Annotated in this window: 15 protein-coding genes; 7 read left to right on the forward strand and 8 right to left on the reverse strand. The window is 69.5% G+C overall.

The features are described 5' to 3' along the window. Positions 1 to 210: 210 nt before the first annotated feature. Positions 211 to 2112: a DUF262 domain-containing protein gene (locus tag EBO35_RS00065; RefSeq protein WP_122815922.1), complete on the reverse strand. Its 1902-nt coding sequence runs from the start codon at positions 2110 to 2112 to the stop codon at positions 211 to 213. Between the two features lie 673 nt (positions 2113 to 2785). Here EBO35_RS00065 and EBO35_RS20315 point away from each other — a divergent pair. Together EBO35_RS20315 and EBO35_RS00075 are read left to right on the forward strand one after the other, a co-directional pair. Continuing rightward, a complete protein-coding gene (locus tag EBO35_RS20315; RefSeq protein WP_396954399.1) occupies positions 2786 to 3016 on the forward strand; it encodes an HNH endonuclease in 231 nt (76 codons plus the stop codon). A 209-nt stretch (positions 3017 to 3225) separates the two neighbouring features. Beyond that, complete coding sequence (locus EBO35_RS00075) at positions 3226 to 3990, forward strand: hypothetical protein (protein WP_122815924.1); 765 nt, start codon at positions 3226 to 3228, stop codon at positions 3988 to 3990. Here the strand turns inward: EBO35_RS00075 and EBO35_RS00080 are convergent. After that, a complete protein-coding gene (locus EBO35_RS00080) occupies positions 3980 to 5365 on the reverse strand; it encodes a DNA cytosine methyltransferase (RefSeq protein WP_122815925.1) in 1386 nt (461 codons plus the stop codon). The two genes, EBO35_RS00075 and EBO35_RS00080, sit on opposite strands and share 11 nt — an antisense overlap. Positions 5366 to 5462: 97 nt before the next feature. Here EBO35_RS00080 and EBO35_RS00085 point away from each other — a divergent pair, with 97 nt between their 5' ends. Then, positions 5463 to 5921, forward strand: coding sequence for a very short patch repair endonuclease (locus EBO35_RS00085; RefSeq protein WP_241153785.1), 459 nt, complete (start codon positions 5463 to 5465; stop codon positions 5919 to 5921). A gap of 328 nt (positions 5922 to 6249) precedes the next feature. After that, positions 6250 to 7506: an SURF1 family cytochrome oxidase biogenesis protein gene (locus tag EBO35_RS00090; protein ID WP_164477729.1), complete on the forward strand. Its 1257-nt coding sequence runs from the start codon at positions 6250 to 6252 to the stop codon at positions 7504 to 7506. 75 nt (positions 7507 to 7581) lie between these two features. Here EBO35_RS00090 and EBO35_RS00095 read toward each other — a convergent pair whose 3' ends face one another. Continuing rightward, positions 7582 to 8217, reverse strand: a complete 636-nt coding sequence (locus EBO35_RS00095) for a hypothetical protein (protein ID WP_122815927.1) — start codon at positions 8215 to 8217, stop codon at positions 7582 to 7584. 223 nt (positions 8218 to 8440) lie between these two features. Here EBO35_RS00095 and EBO35_RS00100 point away from each other — a divergent pair, with 223 nt between their 5' ends. Beyond that, a complete protein-coding gene (locus EBO35_RS00100; protein WP_122815928.1) occupies positions 8441 to 8953 on the forward strand; it encodes a peptidylprolyl isomerase in 513 nt (170 codons plus the stop codon). A gap of 126 nt (positions 8954 to 9079) precedes the next feature. Continuing rightward, positions 9080 to 9895 (forward strand): rhomboid family intramembrane serine protease, encoded by an 816-nt coding sequence (locus EBO35_RS00105; RefSeq protein ID WP_241153786.1) that lies wholly within the window; start codon positions 9080 to 9082, stop codon positions 9893 to 9895. Between the two features lie 506 nt (positions 9896 to 10401). Here EBO35_RS00105 and EBO35_RS00110 read toward each other — a convergent pair. Further along, a complete protein-coding gene (locus EBO35_RS00110; RefSeq protein ID WP_241153787.1) occupies positions 10402 to 10863 on the reverse strand; it encodes a cell division protein CrgA in 462 nt (153 codons plus the stop codon). A 65-nt stretch (positions 10864 to 10928) separates the two neighbouring features. Between EBO35_RS00110 and EBO35_RS00115 the strand changes: the two genes are divergently transcribed. After that, positions 10929 to 11741 carry a DUF881 domain-containing protein gene (locus EBO35_RS00115; RefSeq protein WP_241153788.1) on the forward strand — a complete coding sequence of 271 codons (813 nt, stop codon included), beginning with the start codon at positions 10929 to 10931 and terminating at the stop codon, positions 11739 to 11741. On the opposite strand, the gene pknB is transcribed toward EBO35_RS00115, so the two are convergent. Genes pknB through EBO35_RS00135 form a run of 4 tightly spaced genes read right to left on the reverse strand, consistent with a single transcriptional unit; the run spans position 11683 to position 17931 of the window. Beyond that, positions 11683 to 13539 carry a Stk1 family PASTA domain-containing Ser/Thr kinase gene (pknB, locus tag EBO35_RS00120; protein WP_122815930.1) on the reverse strand — a complete coding sequence of 619 codons (1857 nt, stop codon included), beginning with the start codon at positions 13537 to 13539 and terminating at the stop codon, positions 11683 to 11685. The genes EBO35_RS00115 and pknB overlap by 59 nt on opposite strands. Then, positions 13536 to 15068, reverse strand: a complete 1533-nt coding sequence (locus EBO35_RS00125; protein WP_122815931.1) for a serine/threonine-protein kinase — start codon at positions 15066 to 15068, stop codon at positions 13536 to 13538. Before EBO35_RS00125 ends, pknB begins: the two co-directional genes overlap by 4 nt. After that, complete coding sequence (locus tag EBO35_RS00130) at positions 15065 to 16537, reverse strand: peptidoglycan D,D-transpeptidase FtsI family protein (protein WP_122815932.1); 1473 nt, start codon at positions 16535 to 16537, stop codon at positions 15065 to 15067. Before EBO35_RS00130 ends, EBO35_RS00125 begins: the two co-directional genes overlap by 4 nt. Next, the gene (locus tag EBO35_RS00135) at positions 16534 to 17931 is read right to left on the reverse strand and encodes an FtsW/RodA/SpoVE family cell cycle protein (protein WP_122815933.1); all 1398 of its coding nucleotides are present in this window, start codon (positions 17929 to 17931) and stop codon (positions 16534 to 16536) included. The genes EBO35_RS00130 and EBO35_RS00135 overlap by 4 nt, the downstream gene beginning before the upstream one ends. Positions 17932 to 17938: the final 7 nt, after the last annotated feature.

The following is a 17938-nucleotide window of genomic DNA, read 5'->3' on the forward strand; positions in this document are numbered from 1 at the left end:
TCAAACCTGGGGCGCTTCACGCTAGCCGCTGCTCCCCGCCGGCGCCCGGCGGCTGGCGCGATTCCGGACGCGCATGACGGCGACCTCGTGGCGCCCCACCACGGGTGAGCGCCTTTGACCCCAGCCTTAGAGCCACGCCCTGACAAGTCCCTCCCGCGCCCCGTCCCGGTCGAGGTCACCCTCGATCGCACGGGCTCCTCTGGGAGACGATCAGAGCCCGATGTGCTTCTTAAGGTCCTTGCACATCGCACGCCAGTTCTTCCTGACGATGCTGTCGTACTGGGCCCGCGTCATCTTGTCCTTGCCGTCCGTGCCTTTGGGGATACTGATGTCGGCGACGGGAACGAACATCATCTTCTTGATCAGCGCGTGCTCGGCGGGCGTCGGCTTCCTGGTGCTCCGGCCCAAGTACTCGCTAACCGTCTCGTCCTTCTTCCGCCGGTTTGACCCGACGGTCAGCACCCCGAGGTTCCCCATCATGCCCATTGGCCACGGGTCCGAGTTCTTGGTGATTTCCTGGAGGCGCTTGATCGGCAGCCAGTGCTCGACGTCGAACTTGTGCGCCGCCTGGTCGGCGACGCTCACCTTCTTCGAGTAGACGAACTTGAGGAAGACCCGGTCGAAGGACGTCACGTTGCTGCGCCGGTGAGACACCTTCGCCGCTTGCTCGGTTTCCAGGGTCTTGATGGCTGCATCAAACGAGTTTGCATCGACGGGCGTCGCGTAGACCTTCGACGGCGCCGCGCCGTTCCAGACGCGCTCTGCGGCGTAGGTGTAGAGGGAGCCGCGCCAGTACTGACGGATGATGTCGTAGATGTAGTGCTGGGGTAGTGCTTCCTGGAACTTCTTCTTGAGGGCGGTCCGCACTGGTTCCGAGCCGCGGTCGGAGAACTTCTTCTTGTGGTCGAACAGGTTGGCGGCCACGGCAGCGATCATCGAGACGATCTGCAGCTCGCTGTGAGCCGGCGCCTCCGTGTCACTCACGAACTTGAAGGCAAGGTGTGGTTCGAGGCACTTGCTTACGAACTTGGCAGACTCGAGGACGGCCTTCTCGAACGCATCGACCTCAAGGTGTCCGGAGTTGTCGACCGGGAAGAACGTGTGGAGCTCGTTCATCTTGTCGAGCGTTCGGCCAAGCATTAGCGTCGCGAGCGGAAACGCGCCAGAGAGGTTGTTCCTCTTGGCGTCGGCCGCCGAGAAGAGCAGCGGGTACCGCTCACCCAGAACCTGGCTCAGGCCATGGAGGTAGTCGAACAGGCTATAGACCTGTCCGCCCCCGTTGTCGACGTCGAACCCCTCGTCCTCAAGCACTTTGTAGCGACGTGCGATCGCCGCTTGCACGTCGGTGTCCTTGACCGTGACTTGAGTCGACACCCAGGCGGCTGCAAACACCTCGTACTTCGAGAGGATGGTGCCTGCGGTATTGATCTTCTCGAAGATGTCGGGGAGGTTCGCTGGCGAGCCCTTGTAGACGAGCACTGGGATCTGGTAATTGCTGATGTCGACGCGCTTGCCGATGTACTGGATGAGCGCGCTAGCGGCTTGCTTGAGGGTCTTCTTAGACTGCGCGGAAATTTTGATCTCAAGGCCCGCGGCGACGCTATCCAGCAAGGTGTCGAAGTCGAATCCGCTAACTGGCTCGGGGACCTTGGTCTCACTCATCCAGCCCACGACGGCACTCATGAGCGCGTCAGCATCGATGCCGCCGCCGGCCTCGGCGTTGAGATCAGCGTGAAATGCGTCGAACTCGACACTTTCGACTGCTTCTTCCGTGGCGAAGGCCAAGGATTGGCGCAGGTGGCTCACGATCGCGTTCGTGCGCTGGAGGCCATCGATGATTCCGTAGACGGTCGCATCGACCGTGCTGCCGTTGGGCAGCGTCACCTGCTTCTTCTGCCTGTGTTCGACTAGCAGCAGGGCCCCCATGGGAAAGCCCTTGAGAATGGACGCGATGAGGTCCCGCTGCTTCTTCTCGGGCCAAACCAGTGATCTCTGGAACTGTGGAATCGAGAACACAACCGGGTTATTTGGGTCGACTTCAACGTTCCCGCTCGCGTCGTATCTCGCGGACTTCAACGTGGAAAGGTTCCAGAGCTTTGGCTCGGTGCTCACTCATCCTCCTGGGGGTGCTCTATGGAGCCTAGACGCATGAGCCGGTCTCCGCCTGAGCATTGGTCGCATGTAGACGCGGTTTGGGTCGTCTTGCCGGTCTGCGTCGGGAGTGCGTGATAGGCAGTGGCGTGCCGCACCTAGATCTGGACAGCCTATCGCCGCTCCATGCCGAGAGACTCCAGTGGTCCCTCGACCGGGAGGACGAGGCAACAGGGTTTCCGCGGCCGCGCAGGGCGGATGTTTCACCTGTCCAGCCGACCGAAGGGGATCTTCAAACCGCGGGACGTGGAGTAGGCGGTCAGCATTCGGATCAACCTAGATAGTCCTTATCCAGACGGTAACCTCTACGAGCGCGACGACGGGACCTGGCACTTCGCGTACCACCAGGAGAATGCATATCCAGGCCAGCGCGATCGTGAGTTTATCAATCCCGGGCTCATACGCTGTGTTGAGGACGGTGTTCCCGTAGGCGTGCTCCGCGAGCGCGTGTACTGAAGTATCCATCCGACCAGCCCGTGGGAACTGCCAGCCCGAGCACCTCGTACTTGTCCCAATCCGCTCGATCCGATGACGCCGAGGAGACGCTTGGCGAAGAGCCTGGCCAATTCCGCAGGACGACTACGACGCCCGACAACGGGTGACTCGCCAGATCGTCGCTCGAAGGGGCCAGCAGGTGTTTCGGGCGTCGCTTCTGGCCGCATATGACGGCCAGTGCGCGGTTACGGACACCAGGACGGAGGCTGGGCTCGAAGCAGCTCACCTCCGTCCGTATCGCGTGCCGGCATCGAATGTCGTGACGAACGGCCTGCTGTTGCGAGCCGACATCCACACACGTTGTTCGATCTTGCGCTGCTCGCGATCGACCCGGTTCCTGCAGGGTTGTCCTCTCGAAGACAGTGGGTGACACCGAGTATCTGAAACTGAATGGCAAAGGACTCCGACAGCTGTCCGATGAGTCACGCGCCGCTTCCTCCGAGGCTCTCGCCTCGGTATGGGACTACTTCAATGCGGCAGAACAGGCGCGATGATCGGTGCTACTGCCCACCTGGATCTTGAGGCTGTAAAAATTCTGGGTTCTGGGACGCCTGAACACCAGCTGAGTAGTCTGCGGCGGTGATCGGAACGAGCAGCGGATCCTCTGAGTTCGAAGCGCTCCGCGCCGCGTTCCTCAAGGACCCGTCCCTCAGGACCGAGCTGGAGTGGGCCTACCGGCTCGCCGTTGAGAGTTACAACCCGTCTGATCGCGGCCTGCGATTCATCACCGGTGGCATCGGCGAGTGGATCATCACGCTGGCGGCCTACCGCGCAGGGCTGGTCACCATGCCCGATGGTCACAACGCCGACGGCCACGACACTGCCTCGGTGCTTGCGGAGGCCAAGGGTCTCTGGTCGGTCAAGACCTCGTACCGGCGAGGCGGCAAGTTCACGATCACCAACGGTCAGGGCGGGCCTGGCCTCGGCCTGGTGGTTGACACTGTCTTTTTGTCGCCCGATCTCCCCGGCATCGTGTACGTGAACCCCGAGGCTCATCCCGAGATGGTTGAGGTGGTCGCCTGGCACAAGGACTCCACCAGCCTTACCAAGGCCGATGTCGCCGGGTTTGCGGTGCTGCACGCGGACTGCGTCATCCCGTTCACCATGCCCGAGAACCCCGGAGCAGCGGTCAAGGACCCCGGCCTGGAGGCGGTACGCCTGATCGTGGACAACAGCAACTTCCCGCGCCTGCGCACGATGTTTGTAGACGTCGCGGCTGCATCGGCGGAGGACAAGTCGATCGTGGCTCAGATCCAGCAGGCGAAGAAACTTCACTCAGACGGCACGCTCAGCGACGAGCAATTCGAGGCACTCGTCGGCAAACTCACCGGCCTCACTTCATAGAGCCAAGGATCTCGTCCGGGCTCGGCGGGGCGCCTGTCACAGCGGCGATGATCCTTCGTCCCGCGGCGGTGTGCTTGAGTACGTCCTCGTCTCGCATGACGTGCTCACGCATTACGTGCCAGACCGCACCGACGTTCACACCGTTGCCCATTTGCTTGTACGAAGCGGCGGGGCGCTGGTCGCCGAAGTCGAACCAGTCGGGTAGACCCTGCAGCCGTGCAGTCTCCCGAGGGGAGAGACGACGTCGGCGAGGACCGATGATAGACGTCTGCGTGATCGCGACCAGGGCAGGCAGATAGGTCGGCCGCTTGGCCCGAATCCCGCTCGGACGGAAGTGCATGACGGTGTCCCACAGGCGCGGGGTGTCCTGGGCCTGCCACTCCAACTTCCGGCGGGAGGGCGGGAAGTCCGTGTAGATGTTCCACTTCCTCGCCCATACGTCGATCCACCCGCGGTGTCGGGCGTACAGGTCGTAGTTCTTGGCCAGGTGACCCGCCTTCCACTTAGGAAGCGTCGGATCGTCCTCCATGAGGTCGCGGTAGCCGGGCACGAACCCGAAGTGCTTGACCACGCGGTTGTGCTCAGTCCACGCGTCGGCCCAGATCGGGAACCCGGGCGGACGTCGGCCTTCGGTCGCCTCGTACCAGTGCTGGACCCATTCATCCCATGCGTTGATCCACGACTGCTCCGCGGGGGTGAGGTCGCAGCCGGCGATGTTGTGTGAGTCGTCCAGCAGATCCTCGAGGTGCCATTCCTGCGGCCCCCACCCGTCGATGCTGTCGCCTGGCAGTGCCACCGGGTGGACGGGCAAGCCTTCGCCGATGCCCTCAGGGTTGTGAGTGGCGGTGATGAATACCCGCTCGCGGACCTGCGGGCGCCCACCCCGCTCGGGTGGGAGCAGGTGTGGAGAGAAGATCGCGGGAGTCTCGGACACGCGGTAACCCTCGTCCTGCAAGGTCTCGATGATGACATCCCACTCGTGGATGTGACGAGGTCCCGCGAGGTTCCGAACATTCTCCAACAGCACCACCTTGGGGTGGTGTGCCTCAATGATCGAGGCGATGTTCCAGAACAGGGTTCCGCGAGTCTCGTCCATACCGTGCTGGGCGCCTGACTTGCTGAACGGCTGGCAGGGGAATCCAGCGGCCAGAACGTCATGGGCGGGGACCTTCATCAGACCCTCGTCCTTGTCGGCGTCCTTCGTTATGTCGCCGAGCGCCGGGTGCCCCCAGTTGCGCTCGTAGACAGAGGCGGCTGCCTTGTCGACCTCAACCGCATACACGCACTTTCCGCCATACGAGGCGAGCGCGGCATGGAACCCACCCACCCCTGCGAACAGGTCAATGAATCGGAACGTCGGCGAACTCGCGGGCATGGCCCATAGCTTACGGTCCCGACCATCGACAGGAGGCATTAACCCGGGCGTGTCGTTCGAGCAAGTGTTCGATGTCATGTCGAGGCATACTGCAGGCGTGAGCCGCACCGCCTGGGCACGGGCCAACCGCCGAACCGACACGAAGCCGGAACTGGCGCTCCGCTCCGAGTTGCACCGGCGCGGCTTCCGGTTCCGCAAGGACCTCCGTCTCGACCTTGGCACGATCAACCCGCGCCCGGACATCGTGTTTACCCGCGCGAAGGTGGCCGTGTTCGTGGACGGGTGCTTCTGGCACTGCTGTCCGGACCACGGCAGGCCGCCGACTCAGAACACCGGGTACTGGGGCCCGAAACTGGCTCGCAACGTCGAACGAGACCGGCTCTACGACAGCGCCCTTCGTGAGGCCGGCTGGTCCCTGGTGCGGGTGTGGGAGCACGTCCCGGTGACGGAGGCGGCTGATGTGGTGGAGCGGGTCTGTTCTGCATCACGACTGACTTATCCAATGTCCGCTGGCCGGCGGCCGGCGGGCGAGCACCGTCCACACCGACACCCCTAGGCAGCATGGCAACGCCTGGCTCGGGCGACGCCTTGACTGTCCGTACGAGGAGTTGACATCGGACACCTGAAAGAGAAGCGGCCACCTCCTAGCCACGACGCAGCCATGGATCGGGCCGCGAGCAAGTTGATCGGATGGGTGGCCGATCACGCCACCCCCGGGTCGGCCCAGGCAGGCGACAGGTGCAGGTGCCTGTCGCCCTGCGTGACCCGGCTCCCACGGCGTCGCCCCGGAAGCGCGCCGGCCGTGGCGCCGCTCGTACCATGAGAGCGTGCCGACGCTGCTTGCCCCGCGTTACTGGGGGGCGCACCTCCTGGCCCTCGCGGCGGTGACCGTGACCGTCCTCCTCGGCCTCTGGCAGCTCGAGTCGTGGCAGGCCGTGCGCGAGGACTCGGCCGCGGACCTGACACGCGAGCAGCCCGAGCCGCTCGCCGCCGTGATCGGCCCCGACGACCCGTTCCCCGGCGAGGACGTCGGGCAGCCGGTGGTGGTGGCGGGCACCTGGCTGCCGGAGAGCACTGTCTACGTCTCCGGGCGCGAGAGCGACGGGCGGGACGGCTACTGGGTCGTGACCCCGTTGGCGATCGGGGAGCCCGACGGTCCGGCGCTGCCGATCGTGCGTGGCTGGACCGCTGACGTCGAGACCGCGCCGGCCCCGCCGACCGGGAGCGCCGAGCTCGTGGCGTGGCTGCAGCCCACCGAGGGCACCAACGTCGCCGACGAGGACCGCACCGACGACATCCTCCCGCAGGTGCGGACCGCCGACCTGATCCAGCACGTCGACCAGGACCTCTACGGCGCCTACGCGATCGTCGCCGACGAGGTGGCGCCCGGGGACTGGCCCACCGGCGCCGCGGCGACCAACGACGGCACCGCCGGTCTCGAGCCGGCCGAGCTCGACCAGCTCCCGACCACCGCGGCGTTCAGCGGGCTGCGCAACTTCCTCTACGCGCTCGAGTGGTTTCTGTTCGGGGGCTTCGTCGTGTTCCTGTGGTGGCGCTGGGCGCGCGACACCGTGGCGCTGGAGGGGCGGGTCGCCGAGGAGGTCGCCGCCGGAGCCGCTGCGGACGGCTCGTCGGTGGCCGCCGGCGGCGCTGTGGCCGGGACCACGACCCTGCTGGCCCCGGCCGAGGTACGCCGCAGCCTGGCGCGCCGGCGCGGTAGCGTCGGTGGCGTGAACCGCCCGCTGCTCGCCTACCGCGTGATGGCCTACATCGTCGGCGTCCTGCTCATCGTGCTGTGCCTGATCGGCGTCCCGCTCGGCAACTTCGACGGCAGCTCGATGTGGGGGATCTTCCCCTCGACCCCCGAGCTGGTCAGTCCCGGCTCCGGTTGGCAGGAGTTCGGCGAGGCGATCAGCGGCTACCTCGGCGTCGCCCACGGCTGGCTCTACATGATCTTCCTCGGCTCGGCGTTCTTCCTGGCCCGGCGCGAGGGCTGGGAGCCGACCTTCACGATCGTCACGCTGCTGTGCGGCACGATCCCGGTCCTCAGCTTCTGGGCCGAGCACCGCGCGGTCCAGCGGGTGCGCGCCGACGAGGCCGCCGACCTGGCCGAGGCCCAGGCCGCGAGCGCCCAGCCCTAGACGCAAACCCTTAGAAACGACCAGACCGGCCGGAGGCTCGCCTCCGGCCGGTCGTCGTCAGTGCGGGTGCTGGTGTTACGGGCGGTCGTCGATCGGGACGACGTCGGCCGGGTCGTCCGGCGTGGTGGCCGCGTGAGCGCCCCCGGTCGAGTCGGCGATCGCCTCGTCGGGCGAGGCACCCCCGTGGTCGTCCTCGGTGGCCGTCGGCGGCGGGGACGGCACGTACGAGGACTGCCAGTTGTCGCCACCGGAGTCGCCGCGGAGCCGGTTGACGATGAAGCCGACCGCACCGGCGAGCACGCCGACCAGGAAGATCTTCTTGACCTTCCCGCCCTTCTTCGGCTCGGGCTCGGGCTCGGCCATCAGCTCGGCGAGCTTCGCGTCCGCCATGGTCTTGGCGGCCACTGCCTTCTCGGCGGCCAGCGCGACGCCGGAGGCGACCACGGGGGCCGCCTTCGCCTTGGCGTCGGCGAGCGCGGGGCCGGCCTTCTCGCGCGCGTCGGCGGCGTACGTCGCCGCCTTCACGCGGGCGTCGGCGAGCGCCGGAGCGGCCTTGTCCCGGGCGTCGGTCAGGGCCGGGCGGGCGGTGTCCTCGACGAACTCACCGATGGCCTCGCGGGCCTGCGCTACGGCGGACTCGACCTGCGGCCGCACCGTCACCACGTAGTCGGAGGCCTGATCGAGGAGGGACTTCTTCTTGCGGAGACGCATTGCGTCACTTCCTCTCGTTCGGTCATTGCCATTCGATCACCTCACCCCCGGCTTGGACCAGGAGCGACCGGGGCGGCGGGCAACTTGCGGCCCGTGCGAGGATCGACGGCGCGACGACGCGTTCGTCGCACGAGGGTGCAGTACCCACCGACGCGTTTCGACAACGACGGGCCGCGGACGGCGGGCTCCCCTCACCCCCACCGAACTCAGCAGAAGGGCAGACATGGCTGACCAGCAGGCCATCCTCCACACCAACCGGGGCGACATCGTCCTGAACCTCTTCCCGAACCACGCGCCGGAGACGGTCGCGAACTTCGTGGGTCTCGCCAAGGGCGAGAAGTCCTACGACGCCGGGAACGGCAAGACCGGCCCGTTCTACGACGGCCTGACCTTCCACCGGGTCATCGACGGGTTCATGATCCAGGGCGGCTGCCCCCTCGGCACCGGCACCGGCGGCCCCGGCTACACGTTCAAGGACGAGCCGCACCCCGAGCTCACCTTCGACAAGCCCTACCTGCTCGCCATGGCCAACGCCGGCCCGGGTACCAACGGCTCGCAGTTCTTCATCACGGTCGGCCCCACGCCGCACCTGAACTTCAAGCACACGATCTTCGGTGAGGTCGCCGACCAGGCCTCGCGCGACGTGGTCGACGCGATCGGCACGACCAAGACCGGCCCCGGCGACCGCCCGGTCGAGCCCGTGGTCATCGAGTCCGTCGAGATCATCGGCGCCTGAGGCACTGCATCTCGCATGACGCAACCTCCGACTCCCGAGACCGGGGTGCCGACCTGTTATCGGCACCCCGGCCGGGAGTCGTACATCCGCTGCCAGCGCTGTGACCGGCCGATCTGCCCGGACTGCATGCGCGACGCCGCCGTGGGCTTCCAGTGCCCGGACTGCGTCGCCGAGGGCGCCCGCACCACCCGGCAGGCGCGCACGACGTACGGCGGTCGTCCGACCACCCGCCCCGGGGTCGTCTCGCTGACCCTGATCGGGCTGAACGTCGCGGTCTTCGCGCTGGTGGTGCTCAGCGGCTACCGGGACAGCCGGCTGCTCGACTGGCTGATGCTGCGCCCCAACGGGCTGTGCTGGCTGGAGGGCCGCGGCGGCTTCGACGTCGCGCGCGAGGCCTGCACCGGCGGTGGTGGCGAGTGGCTGCCCGGCGTCGCCGACGGCGCGGTGTGGCAGGTGCTGACGTCGGCCTTCACCCACGTCTCGCTGCTGCACATCGCCTTCAACATGCTCGCGCTCTACGTGCTCGGGCCGCAGCTCGAGGCCGTGCTGGGCCGCGCCCGGTTCCTCGCGCTCTACCTCCTCTCGGCGCTCGCCGGCTCGGCCGCGGTGCTGTGGTTCGGTGGGGAGTACCAGCCGGTTCTCGGCGCCTCCGGCGCCGTGTGGGGCCTGATGGCCGCCCTGCTGATCATCGGCCGCAAGTCCGGTGCCGACGTGTCCCAGCTGATGCTGTGGATCGGCATCAACGTGGTGATCACGTTCGTGGGCTCCAACATCTCCTGGCAGGGCCACCTCGGCGGCTTCGTCGGCGGCGCCCTGGTCGCCCTGGCGTTCGCCTACGCCCCCCGCGGCCGGCACCGCACGGCGTACCAGCTCGGCGGCGCCGGCGTGGTGCTCGTCCTGGTCGCGGTCGCCATCACGCTGCGCGCCCTCGCGCTGTCCTGAGCCGCGCCCCCCTGGCGCACCGGAGGCCGGCCGTCCCGGCTCGCTCTCACCGCCATGCCCGAGGACTGCCCCAGAAGTGGCCCGCCCGCGAGGGGCTCGCGCGCCGGTCGGCGTCCCGGATCGGCGTCCCGCCGTCCGGGCTTCGGCGCGCCCCGGGAACCCGGCTCTGTCCACAGCTGTGGAATGACATGTGGAGAACTACACGCGTGTAGTTCTCCACAGGTTGTCCCCAGCCTGTGGACAACCGGGGCGGTGGGTGGGGCCGGGCCGGACCGCGCCGGGGAGCGGTGAGCCTGCCACCTTCTGCGGACCGGAAAAGGTGGCCAGCTCACCGCTGCCAGCGCCCTGCGCGCGCAAAAGGTGGCCAGCTCACCGCTGCCAGCGCCCTGCGCGCGCAAACGGTGGCCAGCTCACCGCTGCGGGCGGGACCAGCGGCCCGAAACACAGAACCGCCGGCCATCCCGAGGGACGGCCGGCGGTCGTGGACACGCGGAGGAGGGTGTCGCTCACTCCCACTTGGTGGCGTAGGCGAAGCCCACGGCCATGAATCCGATGCCGACGAACAGGTTCTTCTGGCCGAGGTCGTCGAAGACCGGCAGCGCCGAGAGGTCGTCGCTGAAGATGTAGAACAGGCAGATCCAGATCAGGCCGATCAGGAAGCAGCCGAGCATGCCGACCACGACGCCCTGGCCGCGGCCGAGCGGGGTGGAGGGGTGGGCGGCGACGGCGAGGCCGAGCATCAGCAGGCCGAAGCCGATCAGGTAGTTCCAGTCGCCCAGGTCGGCCATGAACGCGGGCTTGCCCGCCTTGGCCTCGGGGTCGGTCGGGTCGGCCCACACCGCGACGTAGTAGTACAGGGTCCAGGCGATGCCGGCCGCCATCATCAGCAGTGAGATGAGGAAGCGGACGGAGAAGACCCGGCTTCCCGTCGGGTCGACGTAGCGCTGGTCGGCCTTCGACTTGGTCACGCGTTCTCCTCGGTTCGGCGCACTGCCGCGACGACGGTCGCGGGTCCCCGGCTACCTTAGTCGTCGTGCCCCCCGGATCTCACCTGAACCCCGGCCCGGGCCCCGGTCCCGAGCCGGGTCCGGACGCCGGACCGGGCGCGCCCCGGCCCGGACGGCGGCGCGCCTGGGCCATCGGCACCCCCGTGGTGGTGCTGCTCTGCGGGGGCCTGTTCGTGGCCAGCGCCGAGAACAGCGAGGGCACCGATCTGCGTCCGGGTCGCTACACCGACCTCGCCAGCCTGGTCAGCAACGAGTCGCGGGAGTACGAGCGGCTCGAGCGACGGGTCGCCGAGCTGACCGAGGACGTCGCAGCCCTGACCGAGCGGGTCCGCGACCGGGACGTGAACCGCTACCGCCGGGAGATCGCCGAGCTGCGCGACCCGGCCGGAATGGTGCCGCGGCGCGGCGAGGGCGTCACGGTCACGCTCACCGACAGCGAGTCCGGCGTGGTCGAGGCGGCGGGCTCCGACGTCGATCTCAACCTGTTCCTGGTCCACCAGCAGGACATCCAGGCGGTGGTCAACGCGATGTGGGCCGGCGGGGCCGAGGCGGTCACCGTCCAGGGCAAGCGGATCGTCTCCACCACCGGCATCAAGTGCATCGGGAACTCGGTGAACCTCCAGGGCCGGCCCTACTCACCGCCTTACGTGATCACCGGGGTCGGCAGCGCCGAGCAGATGCTGCAGTCGCTCGAGGCCGACGACGCGGTCGCGGAGTACCGCCGCCAGGCCGCACTCCCCGAGATCGCCGTCGGCTGGGAGCTGGAGACCGACGACGAGGTCACCGCTCCGGCGTACGACGGCCTGCTCGACCTCTCCTACGCTGAGCCGATCCGCTGAGCGGGGTCGCCCGCGCGACGGGCGGCACCCTCCGCTGCTCGGCCGGGGGCGGGACCACCGTGCTCGGGTCGGTCGGCAGGTCGGTGGTCGGCGGGTCGGTCGGCACGGTCGGCGTCGGGGTCGGCGTCGGCGTCGGCTTCACGAAGGTTGAGACGGTGATGTAGACGGTGGACCCGTCGTCCGCCTCGGTGCCAGCGGCCGGGTCCTGCTCGATCACGGTGCCCGCGGGCTGCGTGGTGTCGTCGGTCTCGAAGACCTTCGGGGCGAAGCCGCGGTCCTTGATCTTCTGCTCGGCCTGGCCACGCTTGTCGCCGACGACGTCGGGGACCTGCTCGAGACCGTCGGAGTAGAGGACCGTCACCGTGGAGCCGGCCGTCACGGACGTCCCGCCCGCCGGGTCGGTGCTCAGCACCTGTCCCTTGGGCTCGTCGGCCTCCTCCTCGCGCAGCTCGGGCACCAGGCCCAGGCCGGTGAGCCGGTCGCGTACGGCGTTGCGGCCCTGGCCGACCAGGTCGGCGGGGATCGTCACCTGCGGCTTCCCGGTGGAGATCGTGAAGGTGACAGTGGTGCCGGGGTCGACGTACTTGCCGGCGACGGGCTCCTGGGTGCCGGGGATGACGCGGTTCGCGCGCACGGTGTCGGAGGCGGCCAGGTCGATGGTGCCGACCGTGAGCCCGGCGGCGCCGATGGCCTGGCGCGCCTGCGCCTCGGTCTTCCCGGTGAGGTCGGGGACCTGCTCCTGCTCCGCGGCGCCGGGGAAGAGCTGGGGCCACAGCAGCACGCCGGCCACGATCAGCGCCAGCACCAGCAGCACGGCCGCCGCGATCACCCCGCGGTTGCGCCGCTGCGGGTTCTCGGCGGCCGGTGGCCGGACCGTAGTGGGCTCCGGGTCGCTCTGCACCTGCGTCGCGGCGGTCGCGGGCGGCATGCTCGCCTCCACCGGCCGGCCGGCGAGGTAGCGCTCGATGTCGCTGCGCATGGCTGCCGCGGACTGGTAGCGGTCCTCCAGGCGCTTGGTCAGCGCCTTCATCACGATCGCGTCGATCTCCGGCGGCAGGTCGGTGTCGTGGTCCGACGGCGGCTGCGGCTGCTCGCGCACGTGCTGGTAGGCCACCGAGACCGGGCTGTCGCCCACGAACGGGGGCCGGCCGGTGAGCAGCTCGTAGAGCAGGCAGCCGGCCGAGTAGACGTCGGAGCGGGAGTCGACGGTCTCCCCGCGCGCCTGCTCGGGGGAGAGGTACTGGGCGGTGCCCACGACGGCCGCGGTCTGGGTCATCGTGTTCGCGGCGTCGCTCATCGCCCGGGCGATGCCGAAGTCCATCACCTTCACGTCGCCGCTGGGGGTCAGCATGACGTTGCCGGGCTTGATGTCGCGGTGGATGATCCCGGCGCGGTGGCTGTAGTCCAGGGCCGCGAGCACGCCGCTGGTGATCTCCAGGGCCCGCTCCGGCAGGATCTTGCGGCCCTCGCGCAGTACGTCGCGCAGCGTGCGGCCGGCGACGAACTCCATGACGATGTAGGGCTGGGCGACGCCCGAGCCGTCGGCTGCGGGCTCCTCGCCGGTGTCGTAGACCGCGACGATCGAGGGGTGGTTCAGCGACGCCGAGGACTGGGCCTCGCGACGGAAGCGCGCCTGGAAGGTGGCGTCGCTGGCGAGGTCGGTGCGCAGGCGCTTGATCGCCACGATCCGGCCCAGCCGGGTGTCGACGCCCTTGCGCACCTCCGCCATCCCACCGCGGCCCAGCAGCTCGCCGAGCTCGTAGCGGCCGCCGACCAGGGTCGGCTGCGAGTCGCTCATCCGGTGGTGCCTCCCTCGTCGCCGCTGGTCTCGGCGTCCGTCGGACTGGTGGGTGTCGAAGTGCTCGGGGTCTGGGGCTGGCTCGGCGTCTGCGGCTCGGGGCCCCAGTAGCGGACCCGGATCGTGCTGCCGACCTCGACCTGGCCGGTCGGGTTGACCGACTCGACCTGGTCCTCCTCGCGCCCGCCCGGGTTGTCCAGGCGCTCCAGGCTGACCCGCAGGCCCTGGTCGCGCAGCTCGGCCTCGACGTCGCTGACGTCACGGCCCACGTAGCTGCCGGGGGAGACGTTGACGGTCTCGGCTGCCGTGGTCGGGTCGTCCGGGGTGGTCGGGTCCGGGTCCGGCTCGTCGGTGGTGGGGTCCGGCGAGGACTCCTCGGTCGTGGCCTCGTCGGTCGGCGAGGCCGGAGCGGACGTCCTGGGCCGTTCCGGCGCCTCGGGGTCGTCGGTGTCGTCCCCGGAGTCGCGCAGCAGCAGGGCCGCGGCGACGACGATGGCGGCGAGCAGCACCAGGAGTGGGATCAGCCAGCGGGCCCGGCTGCGGCCCTGCTGCTCCTCCTCCGGCTGGACCGCGGGGGTCGCCGAGGTCGGTGGCGCGAGCGGGGCCGCGGCGCTGGTCAGCAGCTGGGTCTGCTCGGTGGGGGGCGCCGTCGCGACGACCTGCGTCGCCTCGCCCGCACCGGCCGGGTTGCGCAGGGCCGCGGCGAACGACGTCGCGTCGGGGTAGCGCTCGGCGGGGTCCTTGGCCAGCGCGCGGTACACCACGCGGGCGAGGTCGGCCGGCACGCTGGCGGGCAGGTCCGGCACCGGGTCGTTGAGGTGCGAGAGCGCCGTGGCCACCGGGGTGTCCGCCTGGAAGGGCCGCCGGCCCGCCAGGCACTCGAACGCCACGACACCCAGGGAGTACACGTCCGAGGCCGGCGTCGCCGTCTGGCCGCGCGCCTGCTCGGGGGAGAGGTACTGCGGGGTGCCCATCACCTGGCCGGTCTGGGTCAGCCCCAGGCCCTCGGTGGCCCGGGCGATGCCGAAGTCGGTGATCTTGACCTGGCGGTCCGGGGTGACCAGCAGGTTCGCCGGCTTGACGTCGCGGTGCACGATCCCCGCGGCGTGGGCGGCGCCGAGCCCGTCGGCGGCCTGGGCGAGCAGGTAGCGGGTGGCCTCGGGGTCCAGCGGCTGGCCGGGCGTCAGCAGGTTCGACAGCGGCTGGCCGTCGACGAGCTCCATGACCAGGTACGGCCGGGGCACCCCCGAGCCGTCCGCCGACGAGGCCTCGCCGAAGTCGTAGACCGACGCGATGTTGGCGTGGTGCAGCGCCGCCGCGTGCCGGGCCTCGGTGGCGAAGCGGGACCGGAACGAGGCGTCGTCGGCGTACTCGGTCTTGAGCAGCTTCACCGCGACCGTGCGGTCCAGGACCGTGTCGGTCGCCCGCCACACCTCGCCCATCCCGCCGGTGGCGATGCGGCTCTCCAGCCGGTAGCGACGGGCGTCGTCCGCCCAGGCGCCCGGGGCGCCGGTCGAGCTCGTGCTCACTTCTTGATCACCGCTTCCATGACAGCCTTCGCGATCGGTCCGCCGATCCGGCCACCGCCGATCTCCCCGCGCTCGATCGCCGCGGACTCGATCATCACGGCGACCGCGACCTCCGGGTCGTCGGCCGGGGCGAACGAGACGAACCAGGCGTACGGCGCGACGTCGTCCTGCCCGCTCTGCGCCGTACCGGTCTTGGCGCCCACCGAGACGCCGGGGATGGCCGCGGGGCTCGCGGTGCCGTCCTCGACGGTGGCGACCATCATCTTGGTCAGCTCGCTCGCGGTGGGCCCGCTCACGGCCTCGGAGTACTCCTCGGGCTGCGTGGTCTCGACGACGTCGAGGTCGGCGGACTGCACCTCGTCGACGACGTAGGGCCGCATCACCACGCCGTTGTTGGCGATCCCGGCGGCGACCATCGCCATCTGCAGCGGGGTCGCGCGCACGTCGAACTGGCCGATGCCGCTCTGCCCGAGCTGCGGCTCGTTGGCGTCGTCGGGGAAGGTCGAGGCGGCCTCCGGCAGGTCCTCCAGGGCGGTGCTGTTGAACCCGAAGGCCTCCGCCTGCTCGCGCATCGCGTCGGCGCCGACCTCGACGGCCAGCCGCGCGAACGTGGTGTTGCAGGACTGCTCCATCGCCTGGCTGAACGGGATCCGGTCGGTGCCGCAGGAGCGGCCCTCGTTGTCGATCAGACCGGTGTCGCCCGAGGTCAGCGGGAGCTGGTACGTCGAGCCGCCGGGCACCTGGTCGTCGGCGGAGGCGTAGCTGCCGCTCTCCAGGGCCGCGGCGGCGGTGACGAGCTTGAACGTCGACCCGGGCGGCAGGGTCTTCTGGGTGCCGCGGTTCAGCAGCGGCTCGGCCGGGTCGTCGTTGAGCCGCGCCCACTCCTTGCGGACCTCGCCGAAGTCGTGCGAGGCGAGCTTGTTGGGGTTGTAGCTGGGCGAGGAGACCATCGCCAGGACCTTGCCGGTCTTCGGCTCCAGCGCGACCACGGCGCCCTCGACGTCGCCGGGCACGCCGGTCAGCCCCTCCCAGGCGGCGTCCTGCGCGGCGCGGTCGAGGGTGACCTGCACGTTGCCGCCCTGGGTGCCGGAGTTGCTGAGCAGGTCGACCAGCCGGGTCACGAACAGCCGGTCGTCCTCGCCGGACAGCACCGCGTTCTGGGTCCGCTCGAGGCCCCCGGCGCCGAACTCGTAGGTGAAGTAGCCGGTGACCGGGGAGTACTTGAACGGCTCGGGGTAGGTGCGCAGGAACTCGTACTGGTCCTCGACCGGGATGCTCTCCGCGATCGGGCTGCGGCCCGCGACGATGGCCCCGCGCTCGGTGGAGTACGCCTCGTTGAAGACCCGCGCGTTGCCGGCGTGGTCGTTGAGGCTGGCGGAGCGGAAGTACTGCAGGTAGGTGGCGTTGGCCATCAGCGCCACGAACAGGACGAGGCAGAAGATGGCGACGGTGCGGATCGGCTTGTTCATGGCAGGCGGACCACCTGGGTGGACTCCACGTCGGGATCCTCGTCGTCGGTGGTGGATAGGTCGGGCAGCGGCCGGCGGGCCTGGTCGGAGACGCGCAGCATCAGCGCGACGATCACCCAGTTCGCGACCAGCGAGGAGCCGCCGTAGGAGAGGAACGGGGTGGTCAGGCCGGTCAGCGGGATCAGCCCGGTGACGCCGCCGACGACCACGAAGACCTGGAGGGCGAAGACCGCCGCGAGCCCGGTGGCCAGCAGCTTGCCGAAGCCGTCGCGGGAGATCAGCGCGGCGCGCAGCGCCCGCTCGACGATCAGGCCGTAGAGCAGCAGCACCGCGATGACGCCGGTCAGGCCGAGCTCCTCGCCGATGGCGCCGATGATGAAGTCGGACTCGGCGTAGGAGATCCGCCACGGGCTGCCCTCGCCGAAGCCGCGGCCCAGCAGCCCGCCCCAGGCCATGCCGAACAGCGACTCGACCAGCTGGTCGCTGTGCGGGCCGGAGGCCTGGCGGTAGTAGTCGAACGGGTCCAGCCAGATGTCGAAGCGCTGCCGGACGTGGCCGAAGAGCTGGTAGCCGGCGGCGGCGCCCGCCGTGAACAGCAGCCCGCCGACGACCAGCCAGCCGGGCCGCTCGGTCGCGACGTAGAGCATGATCAGGAACAGGCCGAAGAACAGCAGGCTGGAGCCGAGGTCGCGCTGGAAGACCAGCACTCCGAGGCTGACCACCCACATCGCGAGCACCGGCCCGAGGTCGCGACCGCGGGGCAGGTCGACGAAGAGCACCCGGCGCCCGGCGAGCGCGAGCGCGTCGCGGTGCAGCACCAGGTAGCCGGCGAAGGTGACGACGAGCAGCACCTTGGCCACCTCGCCGGGCTGGAAGCTGAACGGCCCGATGCCGATCCAGATCCGGGCGCCGTTGATGGTCTTGCCGACGCCGGGCACCAGCGGCAGCAGCAGCAGCGCGAGGGCGCCCAGGCCGCTGGTGTAGGTGAACCGCTGCAGCAGGCGGTGGTCGCGCACCACCACCAGCGTGAGCACGAACAGGATCACGCCCAGCGTCATCCAGGTCAGCTGCTGTCGGGCGAAGGTGTGGTCCCCGGACGCGAGGTCGAGGCGGTGGATGACCGCCAGGCCCAGCCCGTTGAGGGCCGCCACCACCGGCAGCAGCACCGGGTCGGCGTACGGCGCGACGATGCGGACCGCGACGTGCGCGGCCACGACCAGGGCGGCCAGCCAGCCGCCGTACCCGACGATGTCGGCCGGGACGTGGCCCTCGACGCCGATGCCGACGGCGGCGTAGGCGCCGATGCCGACGGCGAGCGCGAGGATGAGCAGGAAGAGCTCCGCGCCCCGGCGCTGCCGGTGCACGAAGCCCATCAGGGAGCCGCTGGGAGCCATCGCCGGC

The organism is Nocardioides pantholopis (assembly GCF_003710085.1).
GTDB lineage: Bacteria > Actinomycetota > Actinomycetes > Propionibacteriales > Nocardioidaceae > Nocardioides > Nocardioides pantholopis.